The sequence below is a fragment of the Planktothrix paucivesiculata PCC 9631 genome, from assembly GCF_900009265.2.
GTDB classification, from domain to species: Bacteria; Cyanobacteriota; Cyanobacteriia; order Cyanobacteriales; family Microcoleaceae; genus Planktothrix; species Planktothrix paucivesiculata.
Genome location: NZ_LR735018.1, coordinates 268761 through 285036 on the forward strand (window position 1 = coordinate 268761; position 16276 = coordinate 285036).

The following is a 16276-nucleotide window of genomic DNA, read 5'->3' on the forward strand; positions in this document are numbered from 1 at the left end:
ATTAAAGAGAGAAACACAAAGGCACTAAGACACGAAGTAATAAGGTAGAATAACTGCAATTATGAAAACAATTAATTACCGCAAAATTATTGATTTAACCCATAAAATTCATCCTAATATTCCTTTATGGCCAGGTGATCCGGCTGTGGAGTTAGAAACTCTGGCTGATTTTTCGACATCGGGATATTATTTAAGGCGGTTTTGCATGGGAGAACATAGTGGAACTCATTTGAATTCCCCTAAAAGTTTTTATCAAGATGGTATGGGAATTGATGATTATTCGCCCGAGTCTTGTATTCTTCCCGCAGTTGTGATTGATTTTAGAGAAAAAGCCAGTCAAAATCCTGACTCCATTTTAACTGTAAGTGATATTGAATTATGGGAAAAACAGTATAATATTATTCCTGAAAATAGTATGATTTTACTTTATACAGGTTGGCAGGAAAAATGGCATGATCCGGTTGCTTTTTTAAATCTTGATCCCGAGGGAAAACTGCACTTTCCGGGGTTTGGGAGTGAAGCTACTCAATTTTTAATCGAACAGCGCAATATTAAGGGAGTTGGAATTGATACCCATGGCGTTGACCCAGGTTTTGATCATAGTTTTAATACTAATAAAATGATTTTGAAAAACAACGGTTTTGTATTAGAGAATTTGACAAATCTGGATCAACTTCCCACCACTGGAATTACCTTAATTATCGGTATTTTAAAATTAACAGGCGGTTCGGGTTCACCTGTTTCTGTGTTAGCCTTAATTTAAGCTCTTTTATATAGATAGCTTTTTAAACTATTAATTTTGGAATCGTTTTATGGCTCTTGATATCTCCACAATGTCTGTGATGGTAAGTGCCTCATCAATTCTACAATCAATTACCTTGATTTTCTTCTTTTTTCTAGCTAATAAATATCCCGGGGTTGGGATTTATGCCATTGGGACTCTGTTATCAGCAATCGGATTTTTGATTTTTCCGATTCGTCCCTTTATATCTAATCAATTAATTGCATTGAATCTTCGATTTTTGGGAAATTTATTGATTACATACGCTCAAATTCTTTACACCATTGGAATTATAAAATTTTTAAATAAAAAACCTAACTCCTTTTTTTTTATTGCTTTAGCCTCTGCTTTCCTCGTGATTCAAGTTTATTTTGTCTATATAAAAAATGATTTTATTGTCAGAAATATGGATACAATTTTTACATCTCTTACTGCTTATTTTGGGGCTATTTATTATTTAATCAAATTCCGAGAAAGATATCTCTATGCGTCATCTATTTTTATTTGTATTTCATTTGTTTTTAATATAATTTTTTTGCTCTTTAGAGCTATTGTGCTTCCCCTAACTAATACAAAAACTTTACTGGATTCTAATCTGGTTAATCTAACCACATTTGGGTCTATATTTTTGTTTGACTACCTGCGAAATGCTGGTTTTATTATGATGATTTGTCAACGTTTGTACCATAACATTCATCAATTAGCAACTCTCGATTTTTTGACAAACACATTAAATCGTAGGGCAATGCAACAGTGTTTAGATCGGGAAATAGCCAAATTTCATCGGAGTAAAACCCTCTTTTCCCTGATTATGCTTGATGTTGATCGCTTCAAATTAATTAATGATACCTATGGCCATGATCGGGGTGATTTGGTTTTGCAACACCTGACCACCATACTAAAACAAAACCTTCGGTCACAAGATATTCTCAGTCGTTGGGGTGGGGAAGAATTTCTAATTTTGTTACCCAATACAGATATTCAGGAATCATTCCTGATGGCGAATAAACTGCGAACTACCGTGGAAAAAAATCCCGCCAATAATAGATTAATTTACTATACAGTTAGTTTGGGTGTAGGAACATTTAATCAAGAATATACTGGAAAATTAGATTCGCTGTTAGTCGCTATTGATCAAGCGCTTTATCAAGCAAAAGAAAATGGCAGAAATCAGGTTGTTATTGCTAAAAATCCATAATAATTTATTGTTAGCTAGTCGCCTAACCCCTGAATTCTGACAACTTGAGCCATAATTTCCCCATTGGGGCGTTAAACTATATGAAAATGAGCGTAGCAACAGGAAAAGGTAGAATGAATAGGTCTTGGATCAAAACCTGGATGGGAGGGTCAAATCCTAAACAGATAGTCCCCCAGAAAACGAAGATCGGCAAACGACTGGGAAGGCTTTTGGGGACTTGGATCATAGCCCAGGGGGTGCTTTTGGGAACTCCCTCCTTTGCCGATAACACCCCAAAAACCCTAACCTACAGTCAACTGTTGCAGAAAATTGAAGCCGGGGAAGTCCAAAAAATTGAAGAAGACCCCTCGCGACAAATGGCGAAAGTCACCTTGAAAGGGGAGAAAGATAAAAAGTCTGGGTCAGTATATTTTGTGTCGCTGTTTGCCCAAAACCCGGAATTGATGCGAGAAATTCGGGCGAATAATGTCGAGTATGGAGTCAGCCCTTCGGCGGATAATAGTGTGGCCATGGGGCTGATCGTCAATATGCTGATTATTTTTGGCCTATTGGCGGTTTTATTAATGATTCTGCGACGGTCTACCCAAGCATCGGGTCAAGCGATGAATTTTGGCAAATCCAAGGCCAGATTCCAAATGGAAGCAAAAACTGGCATCTTATTTGAGGATGTGGCGGGAATTGAGGAAGCCAAGGAAGAATTGCAGGAAGTTGTCACTTTCTTGAAGCAACCCGAACGTTTTACCGCGATTGGGGCTAAAATTCCGCGAGGAGTCTTGTTAATTGGGCCCCCAGGGACGGGAAAAACCCTATTAGCCCGGGCGGTGGCTGGAGAGGCGGGAGTGCCGTTTTTCAGTATTTCTGGGTCGGAATTTGTGGAGATGTTCGTCGGCGTCGGCGCTTCCCGGGTGCGGGATTTATTTAGAAAGGCGAAGGAAAATGCTCCTTGTTTGGTGTTTATTGATGAAATTGATGCGGTCGGACGTCAACGGGGCGCGGGTATTGGTGGGGGAAATGATGAGCGCGAACAAACCCTAAACCAATTATTAACGGAAATGGACGGGTTTGAAGGAAATACGGGCATTATTGTGATTGCGGCGACTAACCGCCCCGATGTTTTGGATGCGGCGTTATTGCGTCCGGGTCGGTTTGATCGGCAGGTGATGGTAGATTTACCTAGTTTTAATGGCCGCTTGGGGATTTTGGAAGTTCATGCTCGAAATAAGAAGTTATCAGAGGATGTTTCTTTAGAGGCGATCGCCCGTCGCACCCCGGGATTATCAGGGGCCGATTTAGCGAATTTACTAAATGAAGCCGCGATTTTAACCGCCCGACGTCGCAAGGAAGCGATTACTCCTTTAGAAATTGATGATGCGATTGATCGGATTACGATTGGGTTAGCATTAACGCCGTTATTAGATAGTAAGAAAAAGCGTCTGATTGCCTATCATGAAATCGGACACGCTTTGTTAATGACATTGTTGAAGAATTCCGATCCTTTAAATAAAGTGACCATTATTCCTCGTTCGGGAGGGATTGGCGGTTTTGCTCAACAAATGTTTAATGAGGAAATGGTCGATAGTGGATTATATACAAAATCCTGGTTAATTGATCAAATTACGATTTGTTTGGGCGGACGGGCGGCGGAAATGGAGGTTTTTGGGGATTCGGAAATTACGGTTGGGGCGAGTAATGATATTCAAACGGTGACGAATTTAGCCCGGGAAATGGTGACTCGTTATGGAATGTCGGAATTGGGTTTAGTGGCTTTAGAAAGTCCCTCGGCGGAGGTGTTTTTAGGTCGAGGATTTCCTTCTCAATCGGAATATTCGGAGGAAGTAGCTACCCAAATTGATCATCTAATTCGAGATCTGGCTTTTGACTGTTATGAACAAGCCCGAAAAATGGTTCGGGAAAATCGAATGTTAATGGATCAGTTGGTGGAATTACTGTTAGAAATTGAAACCTTGGAGGGAGAACAATTTCGGCAATTAGTGGCAGAACATAATCCTTCTGCTGTTAAGGTTAGTTAAGTTTTTAAGCACCCCAAGCTAGATTTTTGATTAAAAAAGCGATCGGTAGCTTGAGCAGTTAGTTCAATATCAGCACCGTGCCGAAACGGGTAAATTGTACGCTAAGGCTGAAAGTGTGATGGAGTAAGCTTTTCAAGAAATGCTTTCTACAGTCAGATTAGTAAAAAAACTAGGGTTATACTGGTGGTTTTCACAAAAAATTGTCATTTCAGACCCTTGGAATTTTCTAAGCGTACAATTTTCCTTTTCTGGCAGGGTGATGCCAAGTCTGACCCACCCTACAACAGATTTTTAGTGTGACACTTGCGTAAGTCCTATGTAGTTACCAGTCTTCTTCTGCCACAATGTATGCAACTAAATAGATAGACGCTTCACTAGCACTTGTGACAGTTTTTACATAAGTACCTGGCTCTGTATCTTTCTCAATTGCAAAACTTCCGAGGTGATCGTCTCCAGAACCATAATCGTATTCCCAAATGGTGATATCTAGAGGCTGAGTCAGAGGAAAACGCAATTCATCAAACCGTACAATTTGACCCGCTAAAATTTCATAGTATTTACCGGGTTGTGGCCAAAACCGCTTGTCAATTCCCGGTTGATTACTAAAAGTCATGTACAGTTGATCTGGGTAATTTCCTGCCTTAGCAATTGCATCTACCAAGCCGGGAATTTGTTTCAAAACTGTTGCACCTGCCTCCAGAGCTTCTCCAACCAATTGAGCTTTAGGGTTGGGAGTGTTACCCAGAACTTGACCGGCTGCTTCTGCAACGGCACCTGACAAACCGACAGCCTGGTTAACGAGATCGGAATTGACACTCTCTGACATCGCTACACACTTGGCAGAGTGAATTCTGGCGACTTTTACCCTAGCTGGTATGTACTCATAACGCAATTCATAGATATTCCCTTCTTTGGGATCGGATAGCGTTATCCTTCCTGAACCTGAACCCGTGGCAGAAAATATATAAGCGCCCATGTAGTCATCCGATGAAGTCGAATCGTATTCCCACAACTCGATCTTCAAATCTTTTTGAAAACTAAATGTTTGGTTGATGTATTGTTCATCCCCCCTGTTCATATCAACATCACCACGCATTGGCCATCTTCCGACCTGCTGCCCATCTACAAAAAACTTTGCATATACATCATCTGAGCCACCACCACTAGATGTTTGTATACATTTTAGTTTGGTTAATACAATCTTAGTCATTCTATTCTTTCCTTGGTTTTAGATATTTAGCAAGGTATTTGCCCTAAGTATTCAAAATACTATGTCTCCACCATAAAATCAACCCCAAACCTAAGTAGGTAGGCGGGATTAAACTTTTCCATGTAACAATATGTAAAGGAGGCTTAGATCATCCATTAGAAAGCGTTACAACGATTTACAATCGTTTACATAGGAAGATTTTATAGAGCCTACCTACTTAAAAGGGTTAAGACGCAAAAAACCGAGATAAATAACCTTTGGATTTTCCATGACTGCTCTTGCGCTTTGATTTTTTGTTGTCGCTCCTGTATTGAGTTTTTAGGTGTTAAAATGTGGAGTTTGAGGTTTTCCCATACCATCAGTTAAAGCATAACTGGTTGTTAATAACCACATCCAAAGTTTAGGATAACGGGGTTCTAACCAGGGTTGAATTTTGCGACTTAAATTAGGAAGCCAACCGCAAAGGAAACTAATCATAGATAATACCATAAATTGAATAAAATTCTTTAGCCACCTAAGAACTTCTCCCATATTTACAAAGTCTAAAATCCAAACTAATAATAAAGGATTTATCCGGGCAGCTTTCAGGGCTAACCGAGTAAAAATCCACCAAGTTGTTCTATCTTTAATGAAAGTTTCGGCAATTTCTTGAGATTCTGTTGCTAAAACCCCAAAAAAAGTATTTAAAATTGAGTTAATTTTTTGCGGGGGTAAATATTTGCCCGTGGGCACCATCATCCCTTTAGAAAATAACCAGGTTACAGAAATATTGGTTTGATACGCGCGAATTTGATCTAACCAATCTGCGGTCAGTAAATTATGTTTTAAAGCGGTATTTAATAAATCAGTTAATCGAGATAGATTCCGCACTAAAGACCCAAATCCGGTAAACACCAAGGGAGATTGTAAAGAGGCGGCATCCCCAATTAAAATTAATCGATCAACACTAATTTTGCGATCGCGACTGCCATTACTAAAATGCCCCGGAATATAGCCAAAAGTGGGTTTTTTCCAAACTAATTTATCCATATCGCAGCGACGATATTCGGGTAAAATAGTGAAAAAATCCTCATACATTTCTAACAAGGAACCGGGGTTTTTAGGATTAACTTGATGATAGTGAAATAGATAGAATGTTAACTCATTGCCCGCCCCGGGAAATAGTTCCCAAATTAACTGTCTACCCCGGGAAATATCCCCATGACTATTTAAAACATCTCCATAGGTGGCATCCCAAACCCCCGGTTCAAACCCCCCCTCAATTACCGCCCCCACCGTCGGACATACGCTATCAAAAGCCCGTCCGCCGTTCAGTTGCCAAGCAATGGGGGACGCTGTTCCCATGGCATCTACTAATAGCCTTCCCGTGGCAGTTCGTTCGGTTTGGCTGGGAATATGGAGGGAATTAATAGTAACTTGATTGGGGTTAATATTTGCTTGTAAAAACTCCGTTTCATCCCAAATATCTCCCCCCGCTTGTTTGAGTTTTTCCCCGGATAATTTCAATAGAATTTCAGCATCTAAGGCAACATTTAAAACCCTGGGAGTATGGAGAATTTCAGCTTGAGCAATTTTAGGATTATAAGCATCAAAAAACTTATGAAATCCATCTTTATATTCTCGGGCGATAAAACTTTCGATTTCCGTCGGGGTAAATAATTTTAAATCAATTAAACTTTTTAGTTCACTCCGAGAAATATTCCATTCTCGGTTCATCCGACCAAAGGGCAACCGTTCAATTAATAATACTTTATAACCTAATCTTGCCATCACCGCCGCATGAATCACCCCTAAAGCACCCCCGATATAAATTAAATCATAATTGGGGGAATCAGAGGTCTGGGAATTATCGGTTTTAAAAATAACCTGTTTCGGAGTTTGGGGATTTCTTACTCCTTCTCGCCAGCGTTTTTCCCACCAATAAACCCGTTTGAGATCAAATTCTCCATTGGGCATTTTTTTGAAGTATTTAACCGTTAGGGGATAATCTTTTTCTAATCCTTCAAAAATTGATTGTTGAGATAAATCAATCTCTGGAGGTTCGGGATATTGATGGGGAAATGCGGTTCTAATTTCCGTTTCTAAATGCTTTAAAAATAGTTTTTCTTGACTTTTTGGCGGTTGACCAACGCGAAAAACTTTTAAATAAGTGGTGCGTTGAACTGGCCAAACAAAAATCGAAAGTTCACTAGATTCTGTTAGATTTTGATTGGGTTGAGAAAATTGTAATCGAAAACCATCGGGAGTGATAAATTTTTCGCCATTTGGTGCTTGAAAGTTTTGTTGCAACCAAGTACAAACCTGTTGAGTGCCGGGAGTGGGAACTTCAAGATATAAAATTTCTTTAATATTTGCCATTCTCAGCTTGACCTCAATTGCGATAACTTGACTAGATCAAGTTGTACCATAAAAGGGTATCAGGGAATTTTGGAAAAGCAAAAATGAGTGAAAAAACAGCAATTCAAGATTTAATCAAGCAACAGCGAGACTTTTTTGCCACGGGACAAACCCAGGATATCCAGTTTCGCCTCGCCCAACTTCAGCGCTTGAAACAGGCGATCGCATTCCATGAAACAGCCATTATTAACGCCATAAAAGCCGATTTATGCCGTCCTGACCTGGAATCATGTTTTGAGTTTTCCCCCGTTGCTGAACTCAATTATGCCCTTAAACATCTCAAATCTTGGGTTAAACCCCAAAAAATTCCCGCCTCTTTAGGTCAACTTCCCGCTTCCACCTTTATTTATCCTCAACCTTTAGGAATTATCCTAATTATTGGCCCTTGGAATTATCCGTTTCAACTGTTAATTTCCCCTTTAATTGGGGCGATCGCTGCCGGAAATTGTGCGATTTTAAAACCTTCAGAAATTGCTGTAAATACCTCTAAAATTATTAGTGATATTATCAGTAAAACTTTTAATTCTGAATATATTGCAGTAGTTGAAGGAGGAATAGAAACCAGTCAAGAATTATTAGCCGAAAAGTTTGATCATATTTTCTTTACCGGGGGGCAAAAAGTCGGTAAAATTGTCATGGAAGCCGCCGCCAAACATTTAACCCCAATCACTTTAGAGTTAGGGGGAAAAAGCCCTTGTATTGTAGATGATGATATCCAATTAGATTATACCGCAAAACGAATTATTTGGGGTAAATTAATTAACGCTGGTCAAACTTGTATTGCCCCCGATTATTTGTTAGTGAATTGTCTAATAAAATCAGAATTAATTATCGCGTTGCAAAAATGGATTACAACTTTTTTGGGCGATAACCCCGAAACCAGTCCCGACTATTCGCGGATTATTAATCAATTTCATTTTAACAGATTACAGCAATTTGTAAAAGCGGGTAATATTATCACTGGAGGCAAAACCAATCCCGAAACCCGATATATTGCACCCACTTTAATTAATAATATTTCCTGGGATGATTTAATTATGCAGGAAGAAATTTTTGGGCCGATTTTACCTATTTTAGAATATCAGGATTTAGGAGAAGCGATCGCCAAAATCAAGAGTCGTCCCAAACCTTTAGCATTATATCTATTTTCCAGGGATAAGGATAAACAAAACCGAATATTACAAGAAACCTCATCAGGAACCCTCTGTTTTAATGACACAGTATTACAAATTGGGGGAAAATCTTTACCCTTTGGCGGCATAGGAGAAAGCGGAATAGGAAGTTATCATGGAAAAACCACGTTTGATCGATTTTCCCATTATCGCAGTGTCTTAAAACAAACATTTTTATTAGATTTACCCCTACGTTATGCACCCTATAAAGGCAAAGAATGGTTAATTAAAAAAATTCTAATGCAATAATCTTTTCCCCAGATGGGGTTAAGGGTAGTTTGAATCTTTTCTTTAAGAGCGATCGCAAGTTTCTGGGTTGGTTAATCATCCTTCTCCCTTCCTTTGTGTCTTCGTGTCTTTGTGGTTCCTTTTCCACTTCAATCTATTTTTATAAAATAAAATTTGTGTTATAATAGAATTAACCCTAATCAATTCCAGATATTATGGAAGAAATCCTAACCCTAAAGGAATTATTGTTAAAAGGGGATATTCCGGGTTCCCTTGCTATCGTTGAAGAATTGGAAGAAATGGGTCGCAAAGATATTGTTAAAACCATTCGTAGCTATTCTATCGTTTTATTAATTCACTTAATTAAACGTCAAGTTGAAAAACGAACCACCCGGTCTTGGGATGTTTCAATTCAGAATGCTATTTTTGAAATCAGGGATGAAAATAAACGTCCTCGCTCCCAAAGTTATTATCTATCTCCAGAAGAACTTGAGGAAGTTTTAGAAGTTGCTTATAAACAAGCGATTAATAAAGCATCCTTAGAGGTTTCGGAAGGAATTTATCAAGCTAAAGAATTAGAAAAATTAGCCGACAAAGAAGAAATACTAAAGCAAGCAATGGAGTTAATTAAAGATGAATAAATCATAATGATATTGTTGTTCCTTTCCCGGCTTCCTGGGATGATTGGTCATCCTAACATCCCCGGGCAAACAGAAAACTGCTATTCCTTGCTATTCCCCATGGCGAGGAGAGACAACTTTACGGTAAAATCTGATCTATAGAAGTGTTAATATAGTATTTCCTGTGCAAAATTCTGGACTGCAATACCTATCTGCATCAACCGATGCCTTAGAAACGCGATCGCCTAATCAACAATTATTTCCTTTGACCGCAAAAGTCAATCCGCAAGATCACTTAGAAATTGGCGGTTGCGACGTTACCGCCTTAGTTCAACAATTTGGCACACCCCTCTATATTGTTGATGAAACCACTCTGCGAACGGCTTGTCAACAATACCGGGACGCCTTCAAACGCCATTATCCCGGTGAGTCCCTCGTCCTGTATGCTTCCAAAGCCTGGAATTGTTTAGCGGTTTGTGCGATTATTGCATCTGAAGGATTAGGGATTGACGTGGTATCCGGGGGAGAACTCTATACGGCTCTGCAAGCGGGAGTTCCACCGGAAAAAACCTACCTTCATGGTAATAATAAATCTTCCGAAGAAATTCAATTAGCCATTGAAAGCGGGTGTACGGTGGTTGCGGATAATTGGTTGGATTTACACACCCTCGCCCAATTCAGTCAACAGTCTATCGTTGATCATCCCATTCGGATGATGATCCGGTTTACCCCAGGAATTGAATGTCATACCCACGAATACATCCGTACTGGACACTTAGATAGTAAATTTGGGTTTGATCCCGGTCAACTGGATGAAGTCTTTCAATTTATCGGTCAGCAACCGGGTTTATCCTGTGTTGGCATTCATGCCCATATTGGCTCGCAAATTTTTGAATTGCAACCCCATAACGATTTGGGTTCTGTCATTATTGATACTTTAATTAAAGCCAATCAACAGGGTTTAAATATTTCAGAAGTCAATATTGGCGGGGGTTTGGGTATTTGCTATACGGAGTCAGACGATCCCCCAAGTATCGAAGATTGGGTAAAAATTGTGACTGAATCCGTGATCAAAGCCTGTGAACAGAAACAATATCCCCTGCCCCGATTATTATGTGAACCGGGACGCTCTCTAATTGGCTCTAGTTGCGTTACCGCCTATACCGTTGGATCTCAAAAACAAGTTCCGGGAATTCGGACTTATATTGCTGTAGATGGTGGGATGTCCGATAATCCCCGTCCAATTACTTATCAGTCCTTGTACCGAGTGGTTTTAGCTAATAAAATGTCTGCACCGATCACCGAACAGGTAACGATTGCAGGCAAACATTGTGAATCTGGGGATATTTTAATCAAGGATGCTCAACTTCCTAAAGTTGAATCTGGGGATATTCTCGTGGTTATGGCAACGGGAGCCTACAATTATAGTATGGCATCCAACTATAATCGACTGTCCAAACCGGCGGCAGTTTTAGTGAATAATGGCGATGCTAACGTCATTATCGAACGAGAATCTTACCAAGATTTAATCCGTAAAGATCGACTTCCAGAACGCTTAACAGTTAATAGTTGATGCTTAAAGGTTAATAAGTTAACAGCTAACAGTTGTGGGGCGGGTTGATCAAGATTTGGGTTAATGAACAAAGATCTGAAAAAACTCCCCCATGAAATTTGATCAAAATTCGATAAATGCGGCGCCTAGTCATGACTAAGCAAGGAATTCCTCCCTGGTTAATTCAAAGTCTTGATATTGGATTAGTTTTTGCCGTCACTTATGTGGTTTTGGTCATCATTGGAGAACGCCGTACCCTTTGGATGGTGCGCGGGTTTATTATTCTAATGTTGGCAACGGCCATTAGTAACTGGGCAAATTTGAAATTATTGTCTATTGCCCTCAATAGTTTAGTTACAGGTTCTGCCGTAGCGATGGCAGTCATATTACAATCGGAATTCCGCGAATTTTTGGAACAGTTGGGTCGCGGAGAGGTTTTACAATTGTTTGGTCAGGGTCGCCGTGTTATTCCTGAACCCGATGGGGTGATTGATCAACTGGTAGAAGCGGTTAAAGAACTCTCGCAAAATCGTACCGGGGCATTAATTATTGTTGAAACCGGAAGTCCCATTGATGAACGGGATTTTTCTGTTCCAGGAGTTAAACTCAATGCCGAAGTTTCCAGAGAACTGTTACAAACTATTTTTCAACCTAAAACCCTCCTCCATGATGGGGCGGTATTAATTCGGGCGTCTCGAATTGCGGCGGCGGGGGTAATTTTACCCCTATCGGAACGGATGGCGTCCCGACAATTAGGAACTCGTCATCGGGCGGCGATGGGAATTACCGAACGAGTGGCAAAATGTATGTGTATTGTGGTATCGGAAGAAACGGGTTCGATTTCTCTAGCGGAAAAAGGAATCCTCAACCGACCCTTAACTAGCAGTAAACTGAAAGAGTTATTGGAAGCTCGTTCTTGGACATCCGATGATGACAGAACTGTTCCTTCAATTTCGATTACCCATTGGGGAAACCGCCTGGGTTCCCAAGGATGGGCTTTAGTATCTCGCCTATTCCGTCCTCGATCCAAAGCTTCTCGGGAGAAAAAATGAGTGCTAAGACAAGGGATATATATGAATTACCCGCAGATTTAGACCAAAACCGCCTACCTAAACACATTGCTGTGATTATGGATGGCAATGGTCGCTGGGCGAAGCGTCGGGGTTTACCTCGAACCATGGGCCATCGTCGGGGAGTTGATGCTCTCAAGGAAGCTTTACGCTGTTGTCGAGATTGGGGTGTACAAGCACTAACAGCCTATGCTTTTTCTACAGAAAATTGGGGGCGTCCTTTGGAGGAAGTCGATTTTCTCATGGCCTTGTTTGAGCGGGTTTTAATGCGAGAACTCCGAGAAATGATGGAGGAGGAAGTCCGAATTCAGTTTGTGGGAAATTTGGCAGCGCTTCCCAAGTCGCTACAGGAAAAAATAGACTATTCCATGGAGGAAACAAAGCAAAATAAGGGGATTCTCTTTACAATTGCCACTAATTATGGCGGACGACAAGAAATTTTAAAAGCCTGTCGAGAGATTGCTACTCAAGTTAAACAAGGGTTAATTCAACCGGAAGATATTGATGAAACTCTATTTGAACAACATCTATATACAACGGGAATATGTCACCCTGATTTATTGATTCGTACCAGTGGAGAAATGCGAATTAGTAATTTTTTATTATGGCAACTAGCCTATGCAGAAATTTATGTAACTGATACCCTTTGGCCTGATTTTAATTATCAGGAATTGCATCTGGCTTTGTCTTCCTATCAAAAACGTGAACGCAGGTTTGGTAAGGTTTGAATTTAGAAGTTGCCTGTTCTCTGTTAAAATATTTGGCTTTTGTTGTGGCTTTAGCCCCAAAAAAGAACACTAAAGCGCAACAACAAACATCAATTTAAGGATAGTTGGGTTTATTTCCAACCGGCGCGATCCATAATTTGAATCGCCTGGGGATTGAATTTTCCATAGGCTGCAACATTAATGGGATTACTTTTAAATGTGCCAAAACCCGAGAGAACTGGAGAGACGGGAACACCCGCCACGGCTGGATATTCAAAAGCACTTTGAGCAAAAATCTTTTGAGCTTCAGGACTTGCTAAATGTTCTAAAAATTTAATCGCTCCCGCCTTATTAGGGGAAGTTTTAATCACCCCAGCCCCACTAATATTTGTGTGGGTTCCCTTTGCTCTTTGGTTCGGGAAAAATAAACCCACTTTACTGGCGATCGCTTGATCTTCAGGTTTTTTAGAGGCAACTAAACGCCCTAAATAATAAGTATTTGCTAGGGTTAAATGCCCCACACCCGCCGCCACAGCTTTAATTTGAGAAACGTCATTTCCTTCTGGGGGTCTAGCAAAATTAGCTACAAATCCTTTTACCCAGTTTTCCGTAGGAGTTGTTCCACTATCTCCAATCATTGAAGCGACTAAAGATTGATTATAGATATTATTGGAAGAACGAATCACAATTTTTCCTTTCCATTTCGGATTAGCTAAATCTTCATAGGTAGAAAGTTGAGCCGGATTAACCTTAGCTTTATTATAAACAATCACCCTCGCCCGTTTAGAAAACCCAAACCAATGACCATTTGGTTCTTTTAAATTGGCCGGAATTGCTTGATTTAAAATTCCTGAAGAAATCGGTTGAAAAATTCCCTGTTGTTGCGCTCTCCAAAGATTTCCGGCATCAACTGTAATTAGAATATCCGCCGGACTATTGGCGCCTTCGCTCTTAATCCGTTCTACCATTTCTTCGGCCTTTCCTTCCACCAAATTAACCTTAATCCCCGTTTTTTGGGTGAAGCTCTGATAGATCTGGTTATCGCTATCGTAATGGCGGGCTGAGTAGATATTCAGGACTTGGGGGTTAGCTTGCGATCGCTTCATCGGGGTAAGTCCACCCGCAGCAACTACAGCTAAGGCTGTTCCCAGGGTCAGAAATGCACGTCTAGTGATTTTGTTCATCAGAGTTTAATGCAATAGTTTATCAAGAAGATAGGATACACTTAATGCAATTAATTATCAATAATTGTTTTTTCAGAACACTTATGGTAATATATGCACTTTTTTACAGGGCATCACTTTTGGGGGATTTAACCTTCTTTGCAGGGGCTTTAAGCCTTAAATGTCTGGGTTAAGCCGAATCTAAGTTAGGAAACAAATGATTTAAGTTCTTAATATTTCTTTCTCAAGAATCAAAAATTATTGAAAAGAATAATCAAATATAGAAATAAAAAATATTCACAAGTTGATCTAATAGGACTTACGCACCAAACCGGGTTTCTGGCCCTGATTTTGCGGATGAAATCTGGATTTCTCGTTCAGAAACCCGGTTTCTTTGGTCTTGTGCGTAAGTTCTGTCTAACCTGTGAATATCGAGGGTTTAAGTCCGGTGCTTGGGCCTAATTTAATCGCAATCTAGGGTGTCACGGGTGTGGCGTCCGGTGACTGGGTTGGTTCCCGTTGCCACTTTACAGAGAGTGTTAATGGAATCTTTGCGTAACATCACATCTGTAAAATCAGCCCCGTCAATTATTGCCCCTTCAAATGTGGCATTATAGGCATAGGCTCCTTCGAGAATCGCGTTTGTTAGGTTGGTGCGCCTAAAACGAGCCATGTCCAAGGTGGAATTTCTCAGATCTGCACCTTCAAGATTCACGTCTTGGAGTTTAGCCCCAAATAAACTCACTCCCCGCAAATCCGTATGGCTAAAGTTGCTTCCGCGTAAATTGGCAAAGCCAAATTCTGAGTCTGTTAGGACTTGGCCCGAAAAATCGGCATTTAACAAAGTCTGTTTTTCATAATTTTCAGCTAGGACTGATGGGGTTTTTAATAGGGTTACAAGAATCCAAAAACCGATGATCAGTAAAAATCCTAGGGTTTTCAGGGGTGAAACTATTCTCAAATTGCTCAGATTCATATTTTTTCCAGGATCAATCAATATTTGAAGATAAAATTCGTACTTATTAATTATTCTATTTGTAATCCTAGATCCGATGTCTGAATCAAGAGTAATTGGTTCTTTAGGGGAAAAACTGGTTGGCCATTGGTTAGAATCACAAGGCTGGCAGATTTTGCATCATCAATGGCATTGTCGATATGGAGAAATTGATTTAATTGCCGTTGAAAGGGGAGAATCGGGAATTTTGACTTTAAGTTTTGTTGAAGTGAAAACTCGTGGTCAACGGAATTGGGATCAGGGGGGACTGTTAGCGATTACTCCAAAGAAGCAAGCCAAAATCATTCAATCGGCTGAATTATTTTTAAGCGATCGCCCCCAATTCCTAGAATGCCCTTGTCGGTTTGATGTTGCTTTAGTCAGTTGTGTTCACGACCCAACTCGAACCTCGATCTCAAAGGAAGTTTCCAGCTTTTCCTCACGCATAAATATCGGTCAGTCTGTATGGATAAACGGCTACCAACTGACTCTACAAGATTATATTGAATCGGCATTTAGCGAATAATCAAGGAAATTAAGCTAAGGCTTCGGGACAGTACCCTAATCCTCTAACAAATTGGGTTCGGAAAGATTCCACATCTTCACGGTTAGGAATACCATGGGAAACAACAGCCACTTGGTAGCGACGCATCACACTCAGGGGAGATTGTCCGGTTTCCAAACCCCAAAGGGCCATTAAAATTCGCATATCGGGTTCGTAGGGAATACCCAATTCCTGCATAAAAGCCCTAAAGTCACCATGTTCCTGGGGGGTGAGATAGTGACACATTTTGACTTTAATAATCCAGCCATCAATTTGGTGAATCACCGTAATAAATTGAACCGGGAGAGAATCATTTGAGCATAAGAAGTCTATGACTCTCAGGGTAAGACTGGTGTTGGCGAGGTAGTAAAGGTATTCCATCGGTGATCTCCTGCATGATTGTTCCGCTTTGTTTGTTGCTCAACTCCAATCTGGAACTCTGCAACAAAGAGCAATAGGAGCGGTATTTTTGCTTATCCTGTAACCCTTGATTCAGGTCTGAAGTTGAAACGGAGCCAAAAATGATGAGACCCTAATAAACAGCAGATCTGATAGGTAACACAACCCTATACATATTATATTGACAAGATTAGGGATAATAAGATAGGGG

General features: G+C 40.3%; 14 protein-coding genes. 9 read left to right on the top strand and 5 right to left on the bottom strand.

Going from position 1 to position 16276, the window contains the following annotated elements; genetic code table 11:
• The first annotated feature begins 61 nt into the window (after positions 1-61).
• From PL9631_RS15370 to ftsH, 3 genes are all read left to right on the top strand, one after another.
• A complete protein-coding gene (locus PL9631_RS15370; protein ID WP_083621628.1) occupies positions 62-763 on the top strand; it encodes a cyclase family protein in 702 nt (233 codons plus the stop codon).
• Positions 764-812: 49 nt separating this feature from the next.
• Positions 813-1979, top strand: a complete 1167-nt coding sequence (locus tag PL9631_RS15375) for a GGDEF domain-containing protein (protein ID WP_197046382.1) — start codon at positions 813-815, stop codon at positions 1977-1979.
• Between the two features lie 140 nt (positions 1980-2119).
• A complete protein-coding gene (gene ftsH, locus PL9631_RS15380) occupies positions 2120-4009 on the top strand; it encodes an ATP-dependent zinc metalloprotease FtsH (protein ID WP_083622118.1) in 1890 nt (629 codons plus the stop codon).
• Between the two features lie 322 nt (positions 4010-4331).
• Here the strand turns inward: ftsH and PL9631_RS15385 are convergent, their stop codons facing one another.
• Both PL9631_RS15385 and PL9631_RS15390 read right to left on the bottom strand, forming a co-directional pair.
• Positions 4332-5219 (bottom strand): C2 domain-containing protein, encoded by an 888-nt coding sequence (locus tag PL9631_RS15385; RefSeq protein ID WP_083621630.1) that lies wholly within the window; start codon positions 5217-5219, stop codon positions 4332-4334.
• Between the two features lie 318 nt (positions 5220-5537).
• Positions 5538-7568: an NAD(P)/FAD-dependent oxidoreductase gene (locus PL9631_RS15390; protein WP_083622120.1), complete on the bottom strand. Its 2031-nt coding sequence runs from the start codon at positions 7566-7568 to the stop codon at positions 5538-5540.
• Positions 7569-7618: 50 nt separating this feature from the next.
• Here PL9631_RS15390 and PL9631_RS15395 point away from each other — a divergent pair, with 50 nt between their 5' ends.
• The 5 genes from PL9631_RS15395 (at position 7619) to uppS (ending at position 12986) form a co-directional block, all read left to right on the top strand.
• The gene (locus PL9631_RS15395; protein WP_269321703.1) at positions 7619-9037 is read left to right on the top strand and encodes an aldehyde dehydrogenase; all 1419 of its coding nucleotides are present in this window, start codon (positions 7619-7621) and stop codon (positions 9035-9037) included.
• A gap of 194 nt (positions 9038-9231) precedes the next feature.
• Positions 9232-9657, top strand: coding sequence for a DUF29 family protein (locus PL9631_RS15400; protein WP_083621633.1), 426 nt, complete (start codon positions 9232-9234; stop codon positions 9655-9657).
• Between the two features lie 163 nt (positions 9658-9820).
• A complete protein-coding gene (gene lysA, locus PL9631_RS15405) occupies positions 9821-11209 on the top strand; it encodes a diaminopimelate decarboxylase (protein WP_083621634.1) in 1389 nt (462 codons plus the stop codon).
• Between the two features lie 131 nt (positions 11210-11340).
• Complete coding sequence (gene cdaA, locus PL9631_RS15410; RefSeq protein WP_231516748.1) at positions 11341-12240, top strand: diadenylate cyclase CdaA; 900 nt, start codon at positions 11341-11343, stop codon at positions 12238-12240.
• The gene (gene uppS, locus PL9631_RS15415) at positions 12237-12986 is read left to right on the top strand and encodes a polyprenyl diphosphate synthase (protein WP_083621637.1); all 750 of its coding nucleotides are present in this window, start codon (positions 12237-12239) and stop codon (positions 12984-12986) included. The genes cdaA and uppS overlap by 4 nt, the downstream gene beginning before the upstream one ends.
• A 110-nt stretch (positions 12987-13096) precedes the next feature.
• Here uppS and PL9631_RS15420 read toward each other — a convergent pair whose 3' ends face one another.
• The gene (locus PL9631_RS15420; protein WP_083621639.1) at positions 13097-14149 is read right to left on the bottom strand and encodes a Fe(3+) ABC transporter substrate-binding protein; all 1053 of its coding nucleotides are present in this window, start codon (positions 14147-14149) and stop codon (positions 13097-13099) included.
• Positions 14150-14591: 442 nt separating this feature from the next.
• Positions 14592-15104: a pentapeptide repeat-containing protein gene (locus tag PL9631_RS15425; protein ID WP_083621640.1), complete on the bottom strand. Its 513-nt coding sequence runs from the start codon at positions 15102-15104 to the stop codon at positions 14592-14594.
• A gap of 76 nt (positions 15105-15180) precedes the next feature.
• Between PL9631_RS15425 and PL9631_RS15430 the strand changes: the two genes are divergently transcribed.
• The gene (locus PL9631_RS15430; protein WP_083621642.1) at positions 15181-15648 is read left to right on the top strand and encodes a YraN family protein; all 468 of its coding nucleotides are present in this window, start codon (positions 15181-15183) and stop codon (positions 15646-15648) included.
• A 9-nt stretch (positions 15649-15657) separates the two neighbouring features.
• Here PL9631_RS15430 and PL9631_RS15435 read toward each other — a convergent pair whose 3' ends face one another.
• Positions 15658-16047 carry a hypothetical protein gene (locus PL9631_RS15435; RefSeq protein WP_083621644.1) on the bottom strand — a complete coding sequence of 130 codons (390 nt, stop codon included), beginning with the start codon at positions 16045-16047 and terminating at the stop codon, positions 15658-15660.
• Positions 16048-16276 lie beyond the last annotated feature (229 nt).